The organism is Runella sp. CRIBMP, assembly GCF_009905605.1.
Lineage (GTDB): Bacteria > Bacteroidota > Bacteroidia > Cytophagales > Spirosomataceae > Runella.
On record NZ_JAAAKZ010000011.1, the window covers coordinates 67,333 to 91,570 of the forward strand.

General features: G+C 44.0%; 22 protein-coding genes. All 22 read left to right on the forward strand.

The window, feature by feature from the left end:
• The first annotated feature begins 187 nt into the window (after positions 1 to 187).
• The 22 genes from GVN20_RS21365 to GVN20_RS21470 all read left to right on the forward strand — a co-directional run bounded on the left by GVN20_RS21365 (position 188) and on the right by GVN20_RS21470 (position 24,225).
• Positions 188 to 1,435, forward strand: a complete 1,248-nt coding sequence (locus GVN20_RS21365; RefSeq protein WP_166560306.1) for an SGNH/GDSL hydrolase family protein — start codon at positions 188 to 190, stop codon at positions 1,433 to 1,435.
• 22 nt (positions 1,436 to 1,457) lie between these two features.
• On the forward strand, positions 1,458 to 4,961 hold the full coding sequence (locus GVN20_RS21370; protein WP_166560307.1) for a PVC-type heme-binding CxxCH protein: 3,504 nt from the start codon (positions 1,458 to 1,460) through the stop codon (positions 4,959 to 4,961).
• A 112-nt stretch (positions 4,962 to 5,073) separates the two neighbouring features.
• Positions 5,074 to 5,394, forward strand: coding sequence for a hypothetical protein (locus tag GVN20_RS21375; protein ID WP_166560308.1), 321 nt, complete (start codon positions 5,074 to 5,076; stop codon positions 5,392 to 5,394).
• 78 nt (positions 5,395 to 5,472) lie between these two features.
• A complete protein-coding gene (mnmH, locus tag GVN20_RS21380) occupies positions 5,473 to 6,516 on the forward strand; it encodes a tRNA 2-selenouridine(34) synthase MnmH (RefSeq protein WP_166560309.1) in 1,044 nt (347 codons plus the stop codon).
• Positions 6,517 to 6,525: 9 nt separating this feature from the next.
• Entirely contained in the window at positions 6,526 to 7,566 is a 1,041-nt protein-coding gene (gene selD / locus GVN20_RS21385) for a selenide, water dikinase SelD (protein WP_166560310.1), read from the forward strand.
• Positions 7,567 to 8,461: 895 nt separating this feature from the next.
• The gene (locus GVN20_RS21390; RefSeq protein ID WP_166560311.1) at positions 8,462 to 9,202 is read left to right on the forward strand and encodes a LytTR family DNA-binding domain-containing protein; all 741 of its coding nucleotides are present in this window, start codon (positions 8,462 to 8,464) and stop codon (positions 9,200 to 9,202) included.
• Between the two features lie 728 nt (positions 9,203 to 9,930).
• Positions 9,931 to 11,787 carry a glycogen synthase gene (locus GVN20_RS21395; RefSeq protein ID WP_166560312.1) on the forward strand — a complete coding sequence of 619 codons (1,857 nt, stop codon included), beginning with the start codon at positions 9,931 to 9,933 and terminating at the stop codon, positions 11,785 to 11,787.
• A 71-nt stretch (positions 11,788 to 11,858) separates the two neighbouring features.
• On the forward strand, positions 11,859 to 12,686 hold the full coding sequence (locus GVN20_RS21400; protein WP_166560313.1) for a type 1 glutamine amidotransferase domain-containing protein: 828 nt from the start codon (positions 11,859 to 11,861) through the stop codon (positions 12,684 to 12,686).
• On the forward strand, positions 12,676 to 14,382 hold the full coding sequence (locus GVN20_RS21405) for a thiamine pyrophosphate-binding protein (RefSeq protein WP_166560314.1): 1,707 nt from the start codon (positions 12,676 to 12,678) through the stop codon (positions 14,380 to 14,382). Before GVN20_RS21400 ends, GVN20_RS21405 begins: the two co-directional genes overlap by 11 nt.
• A gap of 38 nt (positions 14,383 to 14,420) precedes the next feature.
• Positions 14,421 to 15,935 (forward strand): GMC family oxidoreductase, encoded by a 1,515-nt coding sequence (locus GVN20_RS21410; protein WP_166560315.1) that lies wholly within the window; start codon positions 14,421 to 14,423, stop codon positions 15,933 to 15,935.
• A 65-nt stretch (positions 15,936 to 16,000) separates the two neighbouring features.
• Positions 16,001 to 16,873: an ester cyclase gene (locus tag GVN20_RS21415; RefSeq protein ID WP_166560316.1), complete on the forward strand. Its 873-nt coding sequence runs from the start codon at positions 16,001 to 16,003 to the stop codon at positions 16,871 to 16,873.
• Between the two features lie 42 nt (positions 16,874 to 16,915).
• Entirely contained in the window at positions 16,916 to 17,326 is a 411-nt protein-coding gene (locus GVN20_RS21420; RefSeq protein WP_166560317.1) for an ester cyclase, read from the forward strand.
• Between the two features lie 37 nt (positions 17,327 to 17,363).
• Complete coding sequence (locus GVN20_RS21425) at positions 17,364 to 18,155, forward strand: nuclear transport factor 2 family protein (RefSeq protein ID WP_166560318.1); 792 nt, start codon at positions 17,364 to 17,366, stop codon at positions 18,153 to 18,155.
• Between the two features lie 73 nt (positions 18,156 to 18,228).
• Complete coding sequence (locus tag GVN20_RS21430) at positions 18,229 to 18,666, forward strand: ester cyclase (protein ID WP_166560319.1); 438 nt, start codon at positions 18,229 to 18,231, stop codon at positions 18,664 to 18,666.
• Between the two features lie 57 nt (positions 18,667 to 18,723).
• On the forward strand, positions 18,724 to 19,164 hold the full coding sequence (locus tag GVN20_RS21435; RefSeq protein WP_166560320.1) for an ester cyclase: 441 nt from the start codon (positions 18,724 to 18,726) through the stop codon (positions 19,162 to 19,164).
• Positions 19,165 to 19,212: 48 nt separating this feature from the next.
• Positions 19,213 to 19,620 carry an ester cyclase gene (locus GVN20_RS21440; RefSeq protein ID WP_166560321.1) on the forward strand — a complete coding sequence of 136 codons (408 nt, stop codon included), beginning with the start codon at positions 19,213 to 19,215 and terminating at the stop codon, positions 19,618 to 19,620.
• Between the two features lie 36 nt (positions 19,621 to 19,656).
• The gene (locus tag GVN20_RS21445; RefSeq protein ID WP_166560322.1) at positions 19,657 to 20,313 is read left to right on the forward strand and encodes a hypothetical protein; all 657 of its coding nucleotides are present in this window, start codon (positions 19,657 to 19,659) and stop codon (positions 20,311 to 20,313) included.
• 25 nt (positions 20,314 to 20,338) lie between these two features.
• Positions 20,339 to 20,731: a nuclear transport factor 2 family protein gene (locus GVN20_RS21450; protein WP_114070632.1), complete on the forward strand. Its 393-nt coding sequence runs from the start codon at positions 20,339 to 20,341 to the stop codon at positions 20,729 to 20,731.
• 55 nt (positions 20,732 to 20,786) lie between these two features.
• Complete coding sequence (locus GVN20_RS21455; protein ID WP_114464159.1) at positions 20,787 to 21,212, forward strand: hypothetical protein; 426 nt, start codon at positions 20,787 to 20,789, stop codon at positions 21,210 to 21,212.
• A 118-nt stretch (positions 21,213 to 21,330) separates the two neighbouring features.
• Positions 21,331 to 21,903 (forward strand): DJ-1/PfpI family protein, encoded by a 573-nt coding sequence (locus GVN20_RS21460; protein WP_166560323.1) that lies wholly within the window; start codon positions 21,331 to 21,333, stop codon positions 21,901 to 21,903.
• Positions 21,904 to 21,915: 12 nt separating this feature from the next.
• Complete coding sequence (locus GVN20_RS21465; protein ID WP_166560324.1) at positions 21,916 to 22,335, forward strand: VOC family protein; 420 nt, start codon at positions 21,916 to 21,918, stop codon at positions 22,333 to 22,335.
• A gap of 63 nt (positions 22,336 to 22,398) precedes the next feature.
• Positions 22,399 to 24,225 (forward strand): AGE family epimerase/isomerase, encoded by a 1,827-nt coding sequence (locus GVN20_RS21470; RefSeq protein ID WP_166560325.1) that lies wholly within the window; start codon positions 22,399 to 22,401, stop codon positions 24,223 to 24,225.
• The last annotated feature ends 13 nt before the right edge of the window (positions 24,226 to 24,238 follow it).

Below are 24,238 nucleotides of genomic sequence, written 5' to 3' on the forward strand. Positions count from 1 at the left end.
GCCAAGAAAAAATTGCTGCCAGCAAAAAACGCCCTCTCGTGGAAAATAGCCCTTTTCGTAGTATAAGTGCTACAATAAAAGCTTTTTATGTATAGTTCGGAAATATACCGAACTGGCTTATTCTATTAACTAAAACACATTCACACGACCTTCTATTGCCGGTATCCATTACCGGGCCGCAAATTGTATGAAAAAGAGAAATGTAAAGGCTTTACTCAGTCCTATTTTAGTCGTAATTTCCATTGCCATTGGGTCAGTAGTGGCCCAAAATCAGCCTAAAATAGCCCCATCTACGAGCCAAATTTTTGAACTTAAAGACAATGACAGAGTCGTTTTTCTAGGAAATTCGTTGTTTGAAAATGAATTTCAATATGGATACCTGGAATTGGCCCTCACCACGCGGTGGCCAGGCCATAATGTAACATTCAGAAATTTGGGTTGGACGGGGGATAATGTTTGGGGAGAAGCGAGGAGTACATTTACCAATCCTCCGACACCTTATGAGCACCTCATTCAACAAATCACCAAAGCACAGCCAACCGTGGTTTTTGTAGCTTATGGTGGCGTAGAGGCGCAAGAAGGTGAAGTAGGCCTGCCGCGTTTTAGGGATGGACTTTCCAAGTTGCTAGATAAAATTGATTCACTGGGCGCAAAGTCTATTCTGCTTTCACCGATTCCTGTCAAGTATGAAGATGTTACCGCAAATGTTGAAAAAAGAAATGCAAATCTTGCGGTTTATGCTTCTGCCATCGAAAAGTTGGCTGCTGAGCGCGGCAAAATGTTTATTGATATTTACAAACCCATTGAAGAAATGAGCAAAAAAACGACTATTTTGGAAAATGGAGTTCACTTAAATGAGGCGGGGTATTATTACTTGGCCGAAGTACTGGAAAAGAATCTCGGATTGGATCCCCAACCAAAAGCCGTCAGCATTGCAGTGACAAAAGATAACGTTGAGGCGGTGGCAACGGCTAAAATGCTAGACGCTGATGTTAAGAATGGGATGCTGAAATTTACTGCCGAGGAGCGTTTTTTACCCCTTCCGTTTCCGACAAATAATCCCTCGATTCCTACCAAAGGCCAGATAATCAGGGTAACAGGGTTGAAAAAGGGGTTTTATACCTTGACTGCCGATAATCAGCATGTGATTACGGCGTCGGAAAAAAAATGGGCTGAAGGGGTTGAAATTACCCAAGGGCCGTCATTCAATCAAGTCAGTAAATTGAGGGAAATGATTTTGAAAAAAAATGAGCAATTCTTTTTTCAATACCGCCCCCTCAATCGAACATACATTCTTGGGTTTCGCTCGTACGAGCAAGGGCGCCACGCCAAAGGCCTCGAAGACCAAAGTCTCATCATCAAATGGCTGGAAGGACAAATAGCCCTGCAAAGTGCTCCAAAGCCTATTGTGTATCAACTTGCCCCGGTAAAGTAGTATAAAAGATTTAAAAGTTATTATGCAAAAGTTCAGCTTTTTCAATTCGTCCAACACCACACTTGTGTTTATTAAACGGTTTATTTTCATTCCTTTATCTCTGCTCATTACATCTACGGTTTACCAAGACGACCGCAAGGCAAATCCAGAACCAGATGTGGAGCGAGAGCTTCGTTCGTTTAAAGTAGCAGAAGGATTTGAAGTAACCTTGTTTGCCGCTGACCCGCTCGTGGCCAAGCCCATTCAAATGAACTGGGACGCTGACGGACGTTTGTGGGTGGTGAGCAGTACTGCTTATCCTCACCTTAAAACTGGGGAAGAAGCAAACGATAAAATTTTTGTAATCGAGGATACCGACGGCGACGGCAAGGCCGATAAGTCAACCGTTTTTGCCGAAGGGCTAATCACGCCCACGGGAATATTGCCTGGGGATGGAGGTGTCTATGTGGCGAATTCCACCGAAATTCTGCATTTTTCCGATACTGACGGAGATGGAAAAGCCGACAAAAGACGCCGCATCTTAAACGGTTTTGGAACAGCCGATACACACCACCTTATTCATACGTTTCGGTGGGGACCAGAGGGTAGACTTTATTTTAACCAGTCGATTTACATCTACAGCCACGTCGAAACGCCGTTTGGGACCAAGCGCCTAGAAGGCGGTGGTGTGTGGCAGCTTAACCCCAAAAATCTCGACATGGATGTGTATGCCCGTGGGTTGATTAATCCGTGGGGGCTGCAATTTGACCGCTGGGGGCAATCTTTCCTGACCGACGGGGCAGGTGGAGAAGGCATCAATTATGCTTTTCCGGGGGCTACTTTCGTAACCGCTCCTGGTGCGGCGCGAATCATCAGGGGCCTGAATCCGGGTCAACCTAAACACAGCGGGTTGGATATTGTTTCGGGTAGGCACTTGCCAGAATCGTGGCAAGGAAGCTTGATTACCAACGACTTTCGTGCCAACCGAATCAATCGCTTTAAACTAGAAGAACAGGGAAGTGGGTATGCTTCGAAGCAGGTTGAGGACCTGATGTGGACTGATAACGTAGCTTTTCGCCCCGTTGATATTTCGGTTGGACCCGACGGAGCTATTTATGTAGCCGATTGGTATAACCCGATTATCCAACACGGAGAAGTGGATTTTCATGACCCGCGCCGCGACCAGCAGCACGGTCGTATCTGGCGGATTGTGGCAAAAAATCGTCCGCTGGTAAAAAAAATGCAGTTAACTAAAGCTTCAGTGAATGAACTCTTAGAAGCACTCAAACTGCCCGAAGACTGGACCAGGGCGCAGGCCAAGCAGGTATTGAAAACCCGTGGGGCCACGGAAGTGATTCCAGCCCTTCAAAAATGGGTTCAGAATTTGGATAAAAATGACTCCAATTATGAACATCATTTGTTGGAGGGACTTTGGGTGTACCAAACCCTCGACACCGTCAATGAACCGCTACTTTTGTCTTTATTGAACGCCAAAAATCACAAAGCGCGCGCGGCTGCCTTGAGGGCTCTTGGGCTTTGGTTTACGAAAGTCACAAATCCTGTTGCCCATTTGACCAAGGCTGTAGCCGACCCTCATCCGCAGGTGCGATTGGAAGCTGTGATTGGACTTCGCAATGTAAAAACCGCCGAATCGGCCAGAACGGCGCTCTCATTATTAGATAATTCTATGGACGAGTTTCTGGATTTTGCCCTTTGGCAAACCGTTCGAGAGTTAGAGCCGTTGTGGGCAGCGCGAGTGAAAACTACTCCAGATTTCTTTGGAGATACCAAAAAGACGGTTTTTGCCCTGAAATCAACCAGTAGTACCGAAGCGGTTTCGCAATTGGCGCAGTTATACCAAGCCGACCGGGTGCCTGAGGAATACCGCAGCGATGTATTGGCATCAATTTCTAAATTTGGTAAGGCGGCAGATTTAGCCATCATTTTTGGCAAAGCTGTTGATTTAAATGCAAATAAAAATAAACAAGTTGCAGCACAATTAACCGCGCTAGAAGAGGCCGCCCGTCGAGGTGCAAAACCATCTGGTGACTTGAATCGCATTACATGGTTTATTGAAAGTGAAGATGAAGCGGTTGCCACTGCTGCTATTCGTCTGATTGGTTTGTGGCAAATCAAGGAATTGAACGGCAAATTGGTCAATTTGGCCGAAAAAGGGGAAAAAACCAGCCGAAAAGCCGCTCTTGACGCGTTGGTTTCTATGAAAAATGACCAAGCGCGCAAAGCCCTCATTGGGCTTACGGATAGTAAAAACCCAGCTGATTTGCGAGTTGCGGCCGCTTCACGATTGGTTTCGACAGATGCCACTGATGCAGCCCGCATCGCCTCGGACCTGTTGCGTACGCTGCCAAGTCAAACGGATGTTTCTGAATTATTTAGGTCATTTATTGCTACCAAAGCCGCTACCGTTGCATTGACCGAAGAATTGAATTCCCAAAAAATACCCGAGTCGATGGCTATCGCAGGGCGTCAGGTTTTGCAACGCTCCGTCCCTTACAACCGACGAAACAGTGAAGATATTAAAGCCTTCGTAAAAGCATTGGAAGCAACGGGGGGGGTATTGCCAGTTGAAAAAATGCCGCAGGAATTAAACGAAAAGGAAATCAGCAGTTTGGCAAAAACCATCGCAGAAACCGCAGACCCTGCCAAAGGAGAATTGATTTTCCGTAAAGCTGGACTTGCTTGTCTCACCTGCCATGCCATTGGAGGAGCAGGGGGGCGCATCGGGCCAGACCTAAGCAGCTTAGGAACTAGCTCGCCCGCCGAGACCATCATCCGCTCTATTCTGTACCCTAATGCCTCCATCAAAGAAGGTTACGAGCTACAACGCATCGTTAAAAAAGACAAAAGTGAGATGATGGGCTACATTGTCAGTAACGGGACGGCCGAAATCATCATCCGCGACGTAACGGGCTCTGAAGTAGCAGTACCTAAAAGTCAAATCAGTGTCGTTGAAAAAATTTCAGGCTCGCTGATGCCTGCGGGATTGACGGCTGGTTTGGACAAAGAAGAATTCAAAAACCTTATCGGTTTCCTTTCCAAAATGGGCGAATCTGGTAAATTTAGGGTTCCGACAACCCGCTTTGTTCGTCGTTGGAACAGTGTTTCTAATAGTAAGGAGTTGGTTAAAAAGATTCTTTCGGAAGGCCCTAACTACGTGGCGAAAGACAATGCCAAGCTTGCTTATGAGCCCTTTTATAGCAAAGTAGCGGGTGATTTGCCCTTGGAAGAACTGCCTGTTGTTGAAATAAATGCAAACAAAAAGTATACGTTTGTGAAGTTTGACATAGAAGTGTTAAGCAAGGGAAACGTCAACTTGGCTTTTAATTCTACCGCAGGTATCACCGCCTGGGTGGGCGGAAAACCGCTCAAACTAACGGAGCGAGGCGTAGCTTCCGACCTAGCACCAGGGATTCATACATTTACATTGGCATTGGATAGAAGTTTGTATAAAGACAATGTATTAAATGTGCAACTAACTGAAAATGAGAATGGAGCGGCACAAACACGATTGGTGATGGGCAGATAGTAAGACCTAAAAATAACTTAATTTAGCGCAGAGGTTCTGCCCAAAAATCATCCCTAACTTTTGGAAAGAAGAGTTAGGGATAATTTTTGTTACCTTTGAAAAAAAACAATTGATGCCGAATCAGGAGCGTATTGAGCAGTTGGAAGCTTATAAAATCAAAGAAAGGTTTATTTTGGATCATTGGGAAGACCGCGAAGTGGAGTCTTCCTCGGAGCAAACGATTGAACTAATGCGAAACGAAGTGCTGCGTTTTGCCGACTTTTTAATCCACCAACTCAGGGCAGAAGCAACTAACCTTCAAGAGCGCGTGCAGACTTATTTTACAGAATGGGATAATGAAAATTTTAGCCAAGATGAAACGGAGTTTATCGTAGAAGTGGAATACGAAGCCATGAGAATTGCAGGTGTCAAAATTGACGACCTTTTGATTTAATTCCAAAGAAGTTCCTCCCAAAATCATGTTCTTGCAACGACTTCCATTATTAATTTTACGGCCAAAGGCTGTTTAAATATGATTAAAAATATCACCATTGATGAATTTCTTCCCTTAAAAAACGCCATCCCTTTGGTTGACGTTCGAACCCCCGCCGAATTTGAGCAGGGGCACATTCCTGATGCGTATAACTTACCGTTGTTTAGCAATGAAGAACGGGTTGTAGTGGGTACAACTTACAAACAAATAGGACGGGAAGAGGCGATTTTGCTGGGTTTTGATTTGACTGGACCGAAGTGGTCGGGTTTTATCAAACGGGCGTTGGAAATTGCTCCCGAAAAAAAGATTGGTGTATATTGCTGGCGGGGAGGCATGCGAAGCGGGGCAATGGCCTGGGCACTAAATCTATATGGATTTGAAGTTTACCTTATTGAAGGGGGCTATAAAAGCTTCAGAAGGTGGGTATTGAATCAATTTGGAAAAACCTATCAGCTCTGGATAATGGGAGGGATGACTGGGTCAGGAAAAACCAAACTCCTTCATGCCCTTGAAGACGAAGGTGAGCAGGTGATAGACTTGGAAGATTTGGCGCAGCATCAAGGTTCTTCCTACGGTACGATGAACAAAATGGTGCAGCCCACGCAGGAACAGTTTGAAAATAATTTTGCCGACCAATTGCGTATGCTTAATCCGCAACGCAGAATTTGGGTAGAAGATGAAAGCCTGACCATTGGTAAAATTTTTATTCCTAACCCTTTTTGGCATCAGATGAAAGAGGCAGTTTTAATTAATATTCAGGTAGGACTCGAACAACGAATCAATGCTTTGGTGCAGGAATATGGAGAATTGGACAAAGATTTTTTGGTCGAATGTACCGAAAGAATCCACAAGCGACTCGGGCCGCTCCAAACTAAACTGGCCGTTACGGCCATTCGTGAGAACCGCATGACAGATTTTGTTCGGTTAGTGCTGGTATATTATGATAAAACCTACACAACGGGTTTGGCTAAACGTCAACCAGAAAAACTATTTACTTTGGTTATCACTGATTATGACATGGCAGTAAATGCCAGCAAGATTTTAACTTTTACCCAAACCCTGCCTCTACTTGAGCAGGTATAGCTTACGTCAATGGATAGTTCAACAATAAAACTTACTCAGTACTCCCACGGTGCAGGTTGCGGTTGTAAAATCAGCCCTGCTATTCTTGATAAAATTCTTCACAGTCCGATTGCGGTTCATACAGACCCTCGCTTGCTCGTGGGCAATGACAAACGCGACGACGCGGCGGTGTTGGATTTGGGCAACGGAACGGCTTTGATTTCTACGACCGATTTTTTTATGCCCATCGTGGACGATGCTTACGATTTTGGACGCATCGCCTCGGCCAATGCCATCAGTGACGTATACGCAATGGGCGGAAAACCTGTCTTGGCCATTGCAATTTTAGGCTGGCCGATTGATAAACTTCCCCCTGAGGTTGCCCAAAAAGTATTGGAAGGCTCCCGAGCGGTTTGCGCTGAGGCGGGCATCACCTTGGCTGGAGGCCACAGCATTGACTGTCCTGAGCCCGTTTTTGGACTTGCTGTAAATGGAATGGTGAGCATTCCTCAACTTAAACAAAATTCTACCGCACTGGAGGGTTGTCGACTGTATTTGACCAAAGCGTTGGGGGTGGGAATATTATCAACCGCTCAGAAGAGAGGGGTTTTGCTGCCAGAGGATGCGGCTATTGCCTTGAAAAGTATGGTTACGCTCAATAAACTAGGCGAAGTTTTTGCCAAAATGGAAGGCGTTAAAGCGATGACCGACGTAACTGGTTTTGGATTATTGGGGCACCTTTCGGAGATGTGTGAGGGTAGCGGCCTATCAGCTGAAATTGAATTTGATAAAGTTCCTATTATTTCATCAATCCCGTATTACCTTGCCCTCAATTGTTTTCCGGGCGGCACACAGCGTAACTTGAAGAGTTATGGCCATAAAGTAGGGCCGCTTACCGATGAACAAAAGTACATTTTGGCCGACCCCCAAACGAGCGGCGGTCTATTGGTTGCTGTTTCAGAAGAAACTACGGACGAATTTGAGCAATCATTAAGAGGGCTAGGTCATAATTTTCAATCTTTTGGTCGGCTTAATGTACAGACTGATGGTCCATTGATTTCGGTTCAATAACTAATTTAGAGTCAAGTTGTGGATGAATGTTTTTTTTCGTCCACAAACTTTGACAAGATGTAATGAGGATTACATTACTTTAGAAGTTGGAGTATAATAAAAAATAAATTTATATCGTAATAAATCCGTTATAAAACCATATAATTTATTCGCAGTGATTTTTAAAAATATAGAAAAAAGACATAATTACTTACAGTTACTAAAATAACGAAAACAACAAAAACCGTAACACCCAATTATATAAATTATAGAGAACTACCATAAAATTAGCATAAATCTAAGTTAGCGATACGCGTATTAGAAACAAAACGATTGAACACTCCCAATATTTTTTTATTCTATCTTAAGATGATAAATTACTAAACGATTACCTCTAACCCTAAATTGATAATAATAGCCAAACATATTCGGTCAATTATTTTGCTGATATCAACAAACAAAACAAACGTATATACATTATAGTTATATTTGAAGTACCGTTAGATAAATTCTTTACTAAATAAGAGGAAATAGAAAACAAAAGTGCCAGCAGGTAGAAGTGGAACTATTATTCAAATACAAAATATGTACCTAATAGAACAATTCCACTTTGCTAGTGTTGGCTCCTAACAGAATAAAATATGATTTTTCCCAGAAACTAACTCTGAATACCAGACACTTAATTAAAAAAAATACCCTACTTTAGAAAATATGACTGACAATTTTTAGATAAATACAATTGGTACTTGCAAATAGGAATATTTTTCATTTATTTTTGTATGAGTTTTTTTATGCTAATGATTGAGAACATTTAGTTGAAATATCTAAATTTCGGGGTACAGTGGTTAATGCACAAGGCTTCATTTAATCTTATGTATTGACCGAATGGATGGAATTGGTATGAAAAACCTCACACATGAAAAAAACACATATACTTCTTGCAGAAGGTGAGCCCATTGCAGGAGCTGATCTTAAAGACCAACTACAGGAAATGGGTTACATTGTAACTGGCCCGTTTTCACAGGGAGAAAATGCGGTGAACTCATTAAATAACGGTTACCCAGATTTGGTTATCTTGGATATTCAACTGGCAGGAAAATGGGATGGAATCGAAACTGCCAAACGAATACTAACAAAACAGAAGCTACCCATCATATTTTTATCGAGCAACTCCGATGCGGATACCTTCGCTAAAGCAAAGAATACGGCACCAGTAGCCTTTATGTCTAAGCCATTCCGCATCCGTGATTTAAAATATACGATTGAATTAGCTCTTGAAAACTCAGAAAAAGAACCAAAAGATACAAGGCCCATAAAGTCTCCCGATTGTACTCCATGCCTCAGCGACCGACTGTTTATAAAGACAAAAGACCGAATGGAACGCGTTTTCTTTGATGATATATTATGGGTTGAAGCCGAAGATTATTATTGTAAAATCATATCGAAAGAAAACGATATTCTGCTTACACAGAACTTGGGCAAATTAAGTGAAGCCCTCGAAAACCGCCCCGAATTTATAAGAGTACATCGGTCTTTCATTGTAAATCTTAAACATGTAGAGCAAATAAGGGAACTTCATCTTCATATTGGAACTAAACAGATTCCTCTAAGTAAATCATCGAAAGAAGAGTTAATGAGTCGACTTAGAAAGATATAAGTAATTTTTCTACTTATATTAACTCAAAAAGGACTTTTTGACTCCTAGAGCTATTTTTAAACCGTTAAATGGTATTTTTCTTTTAACTCTCATTACATTATCAAGCCCAAAATGAAGAATACTAATGATTTTTAAGAGACTTGACAAGTTTGTAACTAAAAATGATAGTTTACTGGACAAAACGAATCGTTCACTGAAAAAACAAACACTTTCACTGAAAATACAAGGTTATTCACCTTTCAATAAAAAACAAGCACAGCCCTAAAAATGGCATATAAAGTTAATTTTATCCTAAAAAGACACCTATATATTAAAGGCATATAAAGTTTTTGCTTTCCCTGTAAATTTTAGCGTTAAAAAACCGAATCCCTGACGAAGAATCGCATCTTCCCTGCGAATAACATACAATTCAATGGAAAATGAGCGTTCTTCACTGAAAATATTTGGTATTCTTTAGGGTATCAATGATTTTTGATATATCAATGTTAGCATAAAGACTCAAAACAAAGTATTCTCAAACGTTTTAACCCTTCGGCAAGCACAGCTGAAAAACTCTAAATCAATTGTGCTTGGTCCTGTAACACTCTTGTGGCAAGCAAATTCGTCAATCTTTTTTTTTAGGTTATGGCTTTTTTTGTTTTGCCTCTGATTTCAAATGTGCTCATTCAATGTGCATTTGTGGAGATGTGCATTATTATTGATTGTAACCCCTAAACCCGGTAACACTTTTGACCTCATTAATTACAAATTCGAAAAAGAAACTACTGTTTGAAGTTTCTTGGGAAATATGTAACCAAATTGGGGGAATTCATACTGTAATTCGTTCAAAAATTCCATCAATGATGGATAAATGGGGAGATGGCTACATAATGATGGGCCCCTATTTTGCCCAAAAGGCGGTAGAATTTGAACCGATTGATTATCCGAATGATTCCCCTGTTGGCAAAACAGTAGAAAAGTTACGAGGTATGGGCCTAACCATACATTGTGGCTATTGGTTGCTGGTTACAGGTAAACCAAGGGTAATTTTATTTGATTTAAACTGTATTTGGTCCAAACTTAGTCATCTCAAAACCGAGTTTCAGGAACAACACAGAGTACAGGACTTTGGGACAGACCCACTTGTAAATCAAGTACTTGCATTCGGTGAATTGATTCGACTTTTTATTGTTGAATTCATGTCGATCAATCCCATTTCTAATGAAGTTGTTGTCCATTTCCACGAGTGGATGACGGGGAGTGGTTTGCCAAAATTGTTCGCAAAAAAGGTAAACATCGCTACTGTATTTACCACCCATGCCACCATTTTAGGGCGGTATTTAGCCCAAAATGAACCAGATTTTTACACAAAACTCGAAAAATTTGACTGGCGACATGAGTCTCGTCGATACGGTATTGAGGCGCAGGTGATTATTGAGAGGATGGCCGCCCAAAGTGCGGGTACTTTTACCACTATCAGTGAAATTACCTCCCAGGAATGCATTCATTTTTTGGGTAGGGTTCCCGATTTAATTACGCCCAATGGCATCAAATTGGAAAAGTTCCCCCTCTTTAAATTAGAAAATCTGCATTTGCAGTACCGAAAGCACATTCATAAGTTTATAATGGGTCATTTTTTTCCGAGTTATTCATTTGACCTGAACAAGACCATCTATTTTTTTACTTCGGGTCGATTTGAATATAAAAACAAAGGATTTGATATTACCCTCGAAGCACTTTCTCTGCTTAACACTAAAATGAAGCAGGCGCGTATGGACACTACAGTGGTGATGTTTATAATTACCAATCAAAAAGTTAGGTCGGTCAATGCTTCGGTCATCAATTCACACTCTGTACTCAACGAATTGGAAGAAACCTGTAAATCCATTCAAAAGGAAGTAGGCAGTAAGCTCTTCAAAAGTTTTGTAACAGGCGATCAGATTCAATTGCCTAATCTCAATTCTTTTGTTAGTGAATACCTCCAACACCGGAGGGTAAGAACGATTCTGAGCTGGCGCTCAGAAAATCAACCTGCTTTTTTGACCCATGATTTGGCACAGGATGATGAAATCACGGATTATTGCCGACAAACTAATCTCCTTAATAATCAGAAGGATAAGGTAAAGGTAGTTTATCACCCCGAATTTATTACTTCTTCCAATCCGCTATTTGGACTTGAATATGGGCAATTTGTGTGCGGATGCCATCTAGGGATTTTCCCGAGTTTTTATGAGCCCTGGGGTTATACTCCCCAAGAATGTGTGGTGGCAGGGGTGCCAACGGTGACCAGTAATTTATCAGGTTTTGGACATTATGTTACCCAAAATATGAAAAATCACGACGACCGGGGTATCTATGTCGTCAACCGAAAATCTCAAACGTATACTGAATCCGTTGAGCAGTTGACAGATATCATGTTTCGGTTTGTCAAAAAGACCCGACGCAGCAATGAATCCGAGCGCAACCGAATGGAAAATGTGCTTGAAAAATTCAGTTGGAACAACATGCGCACCCATTACGACACCGCGCATGAAATAGCCCTAAAACGAAAAAAAAACATCCCTCATCCGCCGGCTTTGCCCGTCGAAGCGAGCGATATGTATTGAGGTAAACAAGCAAAATCAAAGAATAAAGTATAGTATTCAATTTATCGTTCATCATAGATTTTTTCTCTTTTATGTCTAAGAAAATTTTGGCTATCCTGTCTGAGTACGGGTACTGGGGCGTTGAGTTAGTCGGGCCCCTCGAAAAATTGGAAGCCGCCGGTTATACCGTCGAGTTCATGACCCCGAAGGGTAAAAAGGCCCAGGCCTTACCCCCAAGTTATGATACTACTTACGTAGATCCACCGCTAGGCACCTGCGTCACTACGCCCGAAGCCGCCGAAAAAGTGAAAGCTTTTGAGGCTACAAATCGCTTAGAGCAACGTCGCAACCTTTCGGAGGAAGTTCCTGAAAGACCTTATTTCTCAACGCCAAACTTTTTGAGAGCATTTGAGCAGTATTTCACTGACTTAAAAGTAGCCCAAGAAAAATTAACGGAAGAGTATGCAGGTCTTTTATTGGTCGGCGGTAGCGGTCCAATCATCGACATGGTAAACAACCAGCGCGTACATGACCTAATTTTAGGTTTTTACAAAAAAAATCAACCCATCGGTGCGATTTGTTACGGGGTTGCTCCGTTGGTTTTTGCCCGTGATTTCAACGAGCGTATTTCCATCATCAAAGGCAAACACGTGACTGGTCACTGCATTGAGTATGATTATCACGACGGTACAGGATTCCTCAACACCGACCTCAACATGGGGCCTCCACCATATTGCCTTGAATACATTCTGGCCGATGCCGTTGGCCCTGAAGGTCAATTCCATGGAAATTTTGGCAAAGAAACTTCCGTCATTGTGGATTATCCATTCATTACTGCTCGCTCTCTTCAATGTTCATTCGAGTTTGGCGAACAATTTGTAAATGTGCTTGATAAAGGAGTAAAACGGTATGGCTGGTAAAACTGGTAATCAAAAAATCGTCGAGCAGTTTTTGGCCGACGGGATGGACTTTATGTTTGGTAATCCGGGAACGGTTGAACAGGGTTTTCTGGACGCCGTTGCCGAATACCCCGACATGAAGTATATTCTTACGTTGCAAGAAAGTATTGCCGTAATGATGGCGGATGGGTATGCTCGGCATACCCAACGCCCTACGTTGGTACAGCTCCACAGCTCTCCTGGGATTGGGAATGCGGTGGGTGCGGTTTACCAAGCCAAAAGAGGCCACGCCCCTCTGGTGGTGATTGGGTCGGATGCTGGTACGCAATACATGAACATGGATGCGCAAATGGCCAATGACTTAGTGGCAATGATGGCGCCCGTCACGAAGTTTTCGACGATGGTGATGGATTCGAAATCATTGTTGAGAACCCTCAGAAAAGCCGTAAAAATTGCCTCTACCCCACCAATGGGTCCCGTGTACGTTTGTTTGCCTATGAACGTCCTCGACGAAGTAAATGAAGAGGAAGTTTTCCCAACCTGTATTCCCTCTACGCGGGTACTTCCTGACCCTGAGCTGATTACCCAAACGGCAAATATGCTTTTGGCTTCCGAAAAACCCATGATTTTCATCGGGGACGGAGTGGCTTACTCTAATGCCATCCCAGAATTAACTCAGGTGGCGGAGCTCATCGGTGCCGAAGTATACGGTGTAGATTTTGGGGATGTTATTTTTGATACTACCCACCCGCTTTATCAAGGTACCACGGGGCACATGTTTGGGTCTTATAGTCTGCCCATTACATCCAAAGGGGATATAAACCTTATCGTTGGCACTTATATGTTGCCAGAGGTATTTCCCGAAACGGGTGAGATTTATGCTCCTGGGGCCAAGGTGGTGCATTTCGACCTCAACAGTTACGAAATCGCCAAGAATCACCGGGTTGATGTAGGCGTAGTCAGCGACCCAAAACTTTCGCTAAAAGCACTGGCCGACGCGCTGAAATCAGCCATGACGCCCGAATTTAAAGCAGCGGCGGCGGCCCGGGTTCACCAGATTGGTGACGAAAAAGCCAAAAAACATTCTGCCGAACTGGCCAAAGACCAAGACGAACCCGCTCGAGAAACCTTACGAATGGCGCAGTTTGCCGAAGTACTGTCTCGAAAATTGCCATCAGATGCCATTATTTTCGACGAAGCCTTGACCAATTCGCCCGCCATTACGCGGTACATTCCACCGCGCCAAGCGGGGCATTACTTTGTTACCCGGGGCGGTTCGCTCGGGGTTGGTTTTCCAGGTGCCATTGGCGTAAAACTGGCAAATCCTGACAAAGTAGTGATTGGATTTTCGGGAGACGGGGGCAGTATGTACACGATACAAGCGCTTTGGTCGGCCATAAGACACAAGTCAGGGGCTAAGTTTATCGTCTGCAACAACGGTTCGTATAAGTTGCTTCAACTCAACATTGACGTTTATTGGAAAGAACGCAACATTGATAAGCACGATTACCCGCTGCCCTTTGATTTATCTTACCCTGCCATTCGTTTCGACCTTTTGGCCCAATCCATGGGAGTCAAAGCGGTGCGGGTAGAAAAAGAATCAGAAATCCTGCCAGCCATTGAAAAAATGCTGGCCGACGACGAACCATTCCTGATTGACTTGGTGCTTGAAGGAGATTATAAACCCGACTTGATTAAAATCAATTGTTCTCATTAATATCAGTTGACGTTATTTAAAACTTTCCTAAACCTTTAATGAAATCTCACTGTCACTACATTATTATCGGAGCAGGTGCTTCGGGAAGCGTGATTGCAAACCGACTCAGTGCCGATCCTTCCGTGCAGGTTGTACTGCTCGAAGCCGGAGAATGGGATCAAACCGCCAATGTTGTTGACCCAGGCGGCTTTGTAAAATTGTGGGGTTCTCAACTTGATTGGTCGCTCCCTACCACTCCCCAACCTGCAATGGCTGGCCGCGAGCTGACCATCAATCAGGGAAAAGTGGTAGGGGGTAGTACCTCTATCAATGCCATGATGTATGTAAGGGGCAACCCCGCTAACTTCGATCAATGGCAAGCACTAGGGGCCGACGGGTGGAGCTACAAGGATGTCTTACCTTATTTCAAAAGATTGGAGGATTACCAAGGTGGAGATCCCAATTTTAGAGGTACAGGCGGTGAAATCTCCGTGCGTGACTGTCCCGACGAAGTAATGCGCTCTGAAGAATTTCTGCAAGGAGCTGTTGAGCTCGGTTATGATGGCCCACACTGGGACTATAACGGTGAGCGACAAGAAAATGGAGCTGCGTTGCTTCAGTTTCACATCACTCCTGAAGGCCAACGAGCAAGCAGCGCCACCGCTTTTTTGCAGCCTATTCTTGACCGTCCAAATTTTACGCTCATTACGGGCGCCGAAGTAACGCGTATATTGATCAAGGATAAGCGGGCAATCGGCGTTGAATACCAACTGAACGGCAAGATTGAGCAACTCCTCGTTGAGAAGGAAGTAATTGTCAGTGCGGGAGCGCTAAGTTCTCCTAAAATCCTCTTGCTGTCGGGCATTGGTGAGGCTGAACATTTACAAAGCGTTGGTATTCCAATACAGCATGAGCTGCCAGGTGTGGGTAAAAACTTGCAGGATCACGTGCAGTTGCCCGTTATTTTCCGTACCAACGACGGTCCAATGACCACTTTATTGACGGGAAATGCGTTGTTTGTCAGAACCAACGAAAATTCAGTTGGGCCAGATTTACAGCTCAATTTTACCCCCAGTATTCCCGCACCTTTAGCCCCTGTTTTGCCAGATTTTGGCGGTAATGTCTGCATTTTTCTCCCGATTCTTGTGCAACCCAAAAGCGTAGGCGACGTAAAACTTCGTTCAGACGACCCGCACGACAAGCCGCTCATTAATCCCAATTATCTGGAGCATCCCGACGACATGGAGGTATTGCGAAAAGCCATTCAACTGGTTCGAAATTTGAGCAATACCAAAGCATTTGCGCCCATTAATGGGGGTGAGTTAGCGCCTGGTCCTGGAGATCCTGATGGGTTCATTCGTACCCAAAGCTCAACGCTTTGGCATCCCGCAGGTACTTGCAAAATCGGCACTGACGACTTAGCTGTGGTAGACTCCCGCTTGCGTGTTCACGGAATATCTGGTTTGCGCGTGGCCGATGCCTCCGTAATGCCAAACGTGACGAGTGGCAATACCGTAGCGGTCTGCTTTATGATTGGCGAAAAAGCCGCTGATATGATTTTGGCAGACGCCTAAATGAATAATTACAAATCTTGATTTGAAGTAACTAAACCAGCTTATAAATTTTAATTTCTACACAAATGTCACAAGGCAACCCAAACAAAGCCATCGCGCGTCGGTACTTTCATGAAATCATGAACCAGGCGAATAAGGATTCAGCCTATGAAATTCTGTCAGAAGACTTCGTTTTTACGTTACCCACTCACCCCGAGCCCTTCCACGGGCCAGATGGTTTTTTGGGTCTGGTAAATATGTTACACAGTGCATTCCCTGATTTTTACATTGACCCTCAAGACATGGTGGCCAGTGGAGATTGGGTAGCTACCCGCTGGGTAGGTGGCGGCACGCACGTTGGTGGACCATTGTTGACCGTAAAAGGCAATTTGGAAGCTACTGGAAATTATTTCCAGATTGATGGAATGACTTGGCACACCATCAAAGACGGCAAAATCACCGAGTCAATCGGTCACGAAGATACCCTCGGATTGATGATGCAACTCGGCGTAATTCCTGCCCCAGAGATTGTGGAAGAAACCACTCCTGAGCAAAACGAAGCCTTGGCGATGCGTTATTTCCAAGACATCATGAGCGAAGGTAAACTGGAAGTGATTGAAGAAATTCTGGCTCCCAATTTCGCCTTCATTATTCCAACCCAACCAGAGCCAATTACGGGATACGAGGCTTTCAAAGGCTTTGTGATGTACCTCCGTAATGCATTCCCCGATATTCAGTTTACGGCATTGCGCCACATGAGCGAAGGCAACAAAGTAGCCAGCCGTTGGCAAATTACGGGAACTCACTTGGGAGAGTTCTTGGGAGCACCTGCCACAGGAAACAAAATCAAAGACTTTGGTATCGACATTTTCACCATTCGCCACGGCAAGATTGTTTCTGTTCACGTCAACGAAAATGATTTCGGTCTCATGCAGCAATTAGGCGTAATTCCTGCCTAAATAAACTCTGTTTTTTTTACCGAAAACGTTAAAGCTATTCTCATGTCAATTGAAGCCAACAAAGCAGTGGTTACCAGATACTGGACTGACCTTTGGAACAAAAAGGACGAAAAGGTAATCGACGAGATTACGCATCCAGACGTAAAATTGCACTTTCCGCCTGGTCAGGCACACCAGCCTCCATCTTTTCAAGTATGGTTAAAAACGGCACTCATTGCCTTTCCAAATGTTCATTTTACGATCCATGATTTGGTAGCTGAAGGTGATAAGGTGGTTTGCAGGTGGTCCTATACTGCCACAAATACGGGTGTATTTTTGGGAAACCCTGCCACCAATCGCGATGTGACCGACCAAGGGATCAATATGTTTCGCATCCAAGACGGAAAGATTGCCGAAATGTGGATGTCGGGCGATAGCCTCGGTTTATTACAGCAATTGGGTGTGATTAAATAAACAATAATACCTCCAACGAAAAAAGTCATTTTCAATCATGCAGGAAAATCAAAACCCCCAAACCGCTGAAGTCGAAGCTTTGCAAGCGAAGCAAATGGGTTTTCTGCAAAGAGGCGATATTGACGGAATGGTTGAGGAGTGTTATTCTGCCGATGCCCGTATCCATGGATTCACTTTCAGGGCGGAAGGACACCTAGCCCTAAAAGAGTTGATACGACTGTATTTGAGCCGCTTAAGCACACTTGGAGAACGTACCATAGACAAGTTTACGGTGGGCAAAAATTTTATTTGGATGGAAATGACCATTCAAAATCCCCAAGGTAATCCTGTCAAAATTTACGAGGTAAAGTTTATTCAAAACGGAAAATTTTACCTTCAACTCTTTGGCTTACGCCAAGGTACCGTGTGGCAATCCGATGATTTTTCGGGCTTTACAGCTCCTGATTCCAGCATGGCACGGGCTTTTCACAGTCGCTATCTTGAATTTCACAGTGAGGGTGATTTTAATGGATTGGCGGATGATTTTTTTACAGAGGATGCTCAATTGATAACGGCCCGGGTAGATGTAGCCGGTCGCGAAGCCATCAGGCAGATGTTTCAAGACCTGTTTGCCAAAGAATCGGGATTTACGCCCCTTTCGGTCGAAAACATTACCAACGACCATGATTACATTTGGTTTGAGGCCACCGTAAAAAGTTCGTTGGGCCAACGACGTGTTTATGATGTGATGCTGATTCGGGAAGGAAAAGTACATCTACAATTGGTGGGTTCATTGATGGGCGCACTACCGACCGAAGTGGCTTTTTCCAACGACACAACCACCTCATAAATAACATTTTACAACAAAGTAAGAAACAATTTCCTTTACAAAAAACCAATAATAAAACCTAAAACACACAGTTATGTCACTTACTCCCGAACAAAATAATGCGATTTGCATTGAGTTTTTTGAGGCCGCATGGAACACAGGCAACGTACGCGAAGATTTATTATCTGCCGATGCAGTTGACCACTCTTTGGTAGGTGGTAAAAGTAAGACAGAACCCGGCTCTGGCAGCTTCAAACACATCGTTGGTATGTTTCGTCATGCCATGCCTGATGTTAAGTTGACCATCCTTGACGAGATTTATACAGCTGATAAGGTGGTACACCGTTGGAGCCTTTTAGGAACAGATACGGGTGGTGTGATGGGAATGCCCCCTAGCGGCAAGACTATCACTCTTACTGGTACAACGATTGTAAGAATGGCAGACGGCAAAATTGCTGAGCGCTGGGCAAACGTGGATGAATTAGGGCTATTGCAACAATTAGGCGTGGTTCCTCCTCCTCCGGGTGCATAATCAATCCATAAGTTGGGTTCAAAACCCAACTTTTATCCTCTCAAGCCAACTGTCATCATGACTAGAATTGAACAAAACAGAGTAGCGATTCGCCAGTTTCTGGAAGATGTCTGGAGCAAAGGCAACGTAGAAATCGCCGAGAGAATCATTGACCCAAACTTCCAGTTTATACTGGCTTTTGCGCACCTCGACGGTCGTGCTGCATTCATGGGATTGGTTGAAAGAAACAGAAGTATTTTTGAGAATTTGACCTATTCAGTTGAGTCAGAAGAAGATATTGTAGCTGATGAAAAAAACGGCGCCGCTTTTTGGGCCATGAAATCCAAGCACATTGGTACTTGGCGCAATGTACCAGCCAGCTACAAAGATGTTGCCATCAACGGAATGACACTCTTCAGATTTAACGAAGAAGGGAAAATTTACGAAGCCAAGGTTCAGAATGACGTCATGAGCCTGATGAATCAAATCGGCGGCATCAAAAAACTGTACGACTTTTAAGAATTGCGGGTTGCAGTTATTAAACTCTTTTTAAAACTCCAAAAAATTATGTCAGTCGAAGCAAACAAAGAACTTGTCAGAGGATACGTAAATGCCATCCTTGTCAATCGAGACTTTAGTAAATTCAATGATTTTACGGCCCCTGGTTTCTATATCGACCGTTCGGCCGTTCCAGAGGCAATCAAAGGGGAAAATGCCCTCCATAATCAAATGGATATGCTCTACGGCGCGTTTCCTGACCTTGACCTCCAAATCGTAGACATGGTGGCCGAGGGTGACAAAGTTGTGGTACGGTTTGCCGCACCAGGCACGCACCAAAACACGTTTGCTGGAATCCCAGCTACGGGTAAAAGAGCCACCTGGAAAGGCATAGTTATGTACCACGTCGTAGATGGTAAAATAACAGAAGCATGGGCGAACTGGGACGATTGGGGATTGCTGGAGCAACTTCGCTAAACCTTACCTTCAACAAAATCCCAACTAAACACAAAAATGGAAACTAACACCTTATCCAAAGTACTGGTAAGATTACCGAATCTAATTACGTTGTTTTTTTCACTTACGCTCGTAACGGGCTTTCGTCTTCTTAATGACCGCTTTCATTGGAACACATCCCCAAACTTTGATTTTACCGTTTGGAACGATGTCTTGGTGTTAGTTTCTTTTCTGACCACGCTGTTTTTTATCGTTACGGCGTGGTTGGGATTCAGTGTTTTGATGGAGCGCGTGCCGTATCAGGGTTCTTTCAACCGATTTATCTTCGATACCGCCCGTTTTTCGGCTTTATTTCCGATTTTGATGTGGTCATTTTTGGCAGAATCTCCGCATCATTTTCAACTGTATGTTTGGGCCCTTTCAACTTGGCATTTTGCCATGACGATTTGGTACGTTTGGCCCATTGTTTTTAACCATAGCAACCGTACTGGCCATTCTTCAGACCTTAATAGCCACGCAATCATTTGCGCGGTCTATTTTGTATTAGGACTTGCTTATTATCTGTTGATTAAAAAGAGATGGGAAACCGAGCCCAACGACACGCTACGAATTGCCCTCGTTTTGGTGACGTTGGCCAGTATCTTTTTTTGGTCACTCAACCGGCTTTTGGGACTTCAAAAACGCCTTGTCAACGAAGCTGCTCACAAAGAATAAACAACCTGAAAAAATATTATTTGTCATGAAAAACGTACCCGACAGCCCGCTGGGCAACATGTACCGCGAACACATCCAACTTATCCTTGACAAAAACATTGAGGCCCTGCTGGATCAATACACTGATGACGCGCTTCTGATCAGCAGTTTTTCAAAAGCGCCCGTTATTTACAAAGGTCGTGACCAAATCCGTGAACACATGCAGGGAATTTTGGGGATCGACGGACTAGAAACCGACATCGTGTTTTGGGCCGAAACCGAAGACCCACAAACCCTGATGATTACCGAACAAATCACGATGAAATTCGGGAATGATACCGCCAATATGCGCTTTGCCGACAGCTGGGTGCTTAAAGACGGCAAAATCGCCATTCACTTTGCAGGTATGGTGCAACACCCCGACGGTACACTGGCCTAAGCCTTACTCCTAACCCATCGCATCAAATTATAACTTTTATTAAACAAGAAATTATATGTTAACTCCAGAATCAATACAATCACTTGCCGAGGTTTGGTACCGCAAGTTAGACGTTCACGCTCCTATGGTTGAAGTACTTCCGATGCTGGCTGACGAAGGATTGGAAATGGTTTTTCCAGAAGCAACGGTCTATGGCTACGCTGGCTTTGAAGGCTGGTTTCAGCGCGTTATCCGCATTTTCTTCGATGAAGTACACACCGTAAAATCGACCGAAGCCGTCATCAATGGCGACACCGCCGTGGTAAAAGTTGTAGTAAAATGGGAAGCAAGTGTTTGGAATGCACCCGATGCTTACAGCAAGCGCATTACACTTGACGCATACCAAACATGGGACGTGAAAGTGGGCCCCAACGGTAGCCCCATCATCACCAGATATACAGTCGACGATTTGAAATACTATGAAGGGTCGGCAACGCTTTAATTCAAAGCAGGTAAAATAAAGAATTAATACCGAGTTCTTTATTTTACCTATCTTACTGAAATTATTTAAAAAGTTGCTGATTTACAGCCCATTAAATTAGCCTTTAAACCGGATTAACATGAAACTTATTGGTAAAAAAATTGGAATTCTCTTTGAAGCCGACTATTACGAAAACGAGATATTTTATTATCAATATCGTTTTCCGGAAGAAGGGGCCGAAGTTCATTTCCTGACCCGACTCTGGGGGCAGCCCAAAATCACTTTCACCGGTCACGAACACAAAGTGCCGATGGACTGTTGGGAAAGTTTTGAAAACATGAGCGACGAAGAGTTGCGGAGCTACTCGGCCATCATCGTGCCCTCGGGTATGGTGTCTGACAGGCTGCGGTATACTGAAGATGTTGAAAAAATCCCTCCTGCTACTGAGTTCCTCAAACGCGTTTTTGCCGAGCCAACTATCCTCAAAGGCATCATTTGCCATGGGTTGTGGCTTACGGCCCCCGCTACTGAGCTAGTTAAAGGTCGTAAATTAGTTTGTCATAACAACCTTATCGGCGACGCCAAAGCCTACGGAGCGATATACGTCAATGAGGATGTCGTCGTTGACGGCGATTTAGTCACGGGTCGTTCGGGCGGACATGCGCACTTTTTTGCTGCCAAAATCATCGAAATCTTATCCGAAAAAGCTTAAATAAGGCTGTATATGCTCTCTACCTCATTTTTTCACGTAGCGGTAACGGTCAAAGACCTCGCCGCATTTGAGAATTTTTATACAAAATACTTCGGGTTTAAACGAGCGCGAACCATTTCGTTGGGCGAAGGAAAAGAACTGGTCTTCTTGAAAGATGCTGGTAATTTTTACTTTGAAGTTTTCCCCCCCGACGAAGAGCGCCCCATTCCCAACGTGGAAGGTGATGGCCCCCATTATCCTGGACTGCGTCATTTGGCTTTTTCTGTTGCCGACGTAGACGCCAAACTGGCAGAAATGGGTTCAGATGCGGTCATTACATTGGGCCCACTTGCATTTGATGATTTTATACCCGGCTGGAAAACCGCCTGGGTCAAAGACCCCGAAGGGAATATCATTGAAATCACCCAAGGCTACGTTGACCAAGAGGATTAATCACCGATTCAAATTCTGACTGATTTCTAAATCCTTAATTTAACACTATTAAACTCTCAATTCATGAAACTCGATTTTACCTTCTCTGATACCCTTGCAGGGTACATCATAGAATACAACGCTGCCGAAAAATGGTATACTGTCGAAACCTCCGATAAGCGGGTTTTTAAAGTAAATTTGCTTCCTTCTACGTATGCACGTACGTTCCGAAACCTTGATGAATCCTATCAGGATGCCTCTGGAGTGATGCAAGATTTGCTAGCCCAAAAAGGTCAATTTCTGTATTCTTACGGTACATTTTATCCACCAGTAGAAGGTGGCGAGCCCGTTTTTGAAGTTCAGTGGATTATTTTCCCAAGTACCCAACCCCATGAATACCGCCACGAAGCGCAAGATTGGTGGATTCAGCAAATTTCTTCCATTGCCACGAGTTATTTGAAATGGCAGTTTAATTATCCGCAAGAGCCGATTAATTATAAAAACTACCGCACCATGCTTCATTTGGCGGGTGCAAAAAAAGGGGATTATTTGCAGGAAACGGATACCATTTCCCGCATGATTTACGGGTTTGCTTCGGCGTACATGCTCACTGGGAATGACTCGTTTTTGGAAGGTGCTGAATTGGGAACGGAATACCTCCGCGACCACATGCGTTTTTATGACAAAGATGCTGACTTGGTATACTGGTACCACGGCGTAAAAGTAGATGGCCAAAAAGAAACCAAGTTATTGACTTCCGAATTCGGCGATGACTTGGATTCGTTGCCAATGTATGAGCAAATTTATGCCTTGGCTGGTCCTACCCAGACTTACCGTTTGACGGGTGATCCACGAATCATGTGGGACATCGAAAAAACGATTGAACTGTTTGAGAAATACTTCAAAGATGACAAACTAGAGGGCTATTACTCACACATTGACCCGATTTCGTTGGATGCCCACGAAGAATCGTTGGCTCACAACCGTGCCCGCAAAAACTGGAACTCAGTCGGTGACCACGCGCCCGCTTACCTCATCAACCTTTACTTGGCCACGGGTGAGAAAAAATACGCCGACTTCCTTGAGTACACTTTTGATACCATCACCAAATACTTCCCTGATTACGAAAACAGTCCATTTGTACAGGAGAAATTCTTTGAAGATTGGAGCAAAGACCAAACTTGGGGCTGGCAGCAAAACCGGGCCGTTGTGGGTCACAACCTCAAAATAGCCTGGAACTTGATGCGTATGCAGTCGCTCGTTGCCAAAGATTCTTACCTCGAATTTGCCAAGAAAATCGCCGCCCTGATGCCAGAAGCAGGCTCTGACCCGCAGCGTGGTGGTTGGTATGACGTGGTAGAGCGCGAAACCAAAACCAACGGTCGTCACCAATTTGTATGGCACGACCGCAAGGCGTGGTGGCAACAAGAGCAAGCCATTCTTGCGTACATGATTTTGCACGGAATCCTGAAAGACGACGAATACCTCAAATACGCCCGCGAGTCGGCCGCCTTCTACAACGCGTTTTTCCTTGATACCGACGACGGTGGGGTGTACTTCAACGTGTTTGGCAACGGTATGCCATATCTATTGGGTACTGAGCGCTTCAAAGGTAGCCACTCAATGAGTGCCTATCACAGCACTGAGTTGTGCTTCTTGTCGGCAGTATATACCAACTTGCTTATCACCAAAAAACCAACTTATTTCTACTTCAAGCCATACCCTAATGGTTTCAAAAACAATAAGTTATTTGTTTCGCCTGATATTCTTCCCAAAGGAAGTGTTTATATCAGCGCGTGCTACATCAACGATGAGCCGTACCCCAATTTTGACGCCAACGAGTTATTTGTCACACTCCCTAAAACCGACGAAAGGGTTCGGGTGAAAGTGCTTATAAGTCCAGTTATTTAAATTAGACAATACA

Bases quoted from the DNA above. Each gene is read 5' to 3' on its own strand.
- GVN20_RS21365 (WP_166560306.1), top strand. From the start codon at position 188: ATGAAAAAGAGAAATGTAAAGGCTTTACTCAGTCCTATTTTAGTCGTA.
- GVN20_RS21375 (WP_166560308.1), top strand. From the start codon at position 5,074: ATGCCGAATCAGGAGCGTATTGAGCAGTTGGAAGCTTATAAAATCAAA.
- GVN20_RS21370 (WP_166560307.1), top strand. From the start codon at position 1,458: ATGCAAAAGTTCAGCTTTTTCAATTCGTCCAACACCACACTTGTGTTT.
- GVN20_RS21460 (WP_166560323.1), top strand. From the start codon at position 21,331: ATGAAACTTATTGGTAAAAAAATTGGAATTCTCTTTGAAGCCGACTAT.
- GVN20_RS21410 (WP_166560315.1), top strand. From the start codon at position 14,421: ATGAAATCTCACTGTCACTACATTATTATCGGAGCAGGTGCTTCGGGA.
- GVN20_RS21470 (WP_166560325.1), top strand. From the start codon at position 22,399: ATGAAACTCGATTTTACCTTCTCTGATACCCTTGCAGGGTACATCATA.
- GVN20_RS21455 (WP_114464159.1), top strand. From the start codon at position 20,787: ATGTTAACTCCAGAATCAATACAATCACTTGCCGAGGTTTGGTACCGC.
- selD (WP_166560310.1), top strand. From the start codon at position 6,526: ATGGATAGTTCAACAATAAAACTTACTCAGTACTCCCACGGTGCAGGT.
- GVN20_RS21440 (WP_166560321.1), top strand. From the start codon at position 19,213: ATGTCAGTCGAAGCAAACAAAGAACTTGTCAGAGGATACGTAAATGCC.
- GVN20_RS21450 (WP_114070632.1), top strand. From the start codon at position 20,339: ATGAAAAACGTACCCGACAGCCCGCTGGGCAACATGTACCGCGAACAC.
- GVN20_RS21425 (WP_166560318.1), top strand. From the start codon at position 17,364: ATGCAGGAAAATCAAAACCCCCAAACCGCTGAAGTCGAAGCTTTGCAA.
- GVN20_RS21415 (WP_166560316.1), top strand. From the start codon at position 16,001: ATGTCACAAGGCAACCCAAACAAAGCCATCGCGCGTCGGTACTTTCAT.
- GVN20_RS21465 (WP_166560324.1), top strand. From the start codon at position 21,916: ATGCTCTCTACCTCATTTTTTCACGTAGCGGTAACGGTCAAAGACCTC.
- GVN20_RS21405 (WP_166560314.1), top strand. From the start codon at position 12,676: ATGGCTGGTAAAACTGGTAATCAAAAAATCGTCGAGCAGTTTTTGGCC.
- GVN20_RS21420 (WP_166560317.1), top strand. From the start codon at position 16,916: ATGTCAATTGAAGCCAACAAAGCAGTGGTTACCAGATACTGGACTGAC.
- GVN20_RS21400 (WP_166560313.1), top strand. From the start codon at position 11,859: ATGTCTAAGAAAATTTTGGCTATCCTGTCTGAGTACGGGTACTGGGGC.
- mnmH (WP_166560309.1), top strand. From the start codon at position 5,473: ATGATTAAAAATATCACCATTGATGAATTTCTTCCCTTAAAAAACGCC.
- GVN20_RS21435 (WP_166560320.1), top strand. From the start codon at position 18,724: ATGACTAGAATTGAACAAAACAGAGTAGCGATTCGCCAGTTTCTGGAA.
- GVN20_RS21430 (WP_166560319.1), top strand. From the start codon at position 18,229: ATGTCACTTACTCCCGAACAAAATAATGCGATTTGCATTGAGTTTTTT.
- GVN20_RS21445 (WP_166560322.1), top strand. From the start codon at position 19,657: ATGGAAACTAACACCTTATCCAAAGTACTGGTAAGATTACCGAATCTA.
- GVN20_RS21390 (WP_166560311.1), top strand. From the start codon at position 8,462: ATGAAAAAAACACATATACTTCTTGCAGAAGGTGAGCCCATTGCAGGA.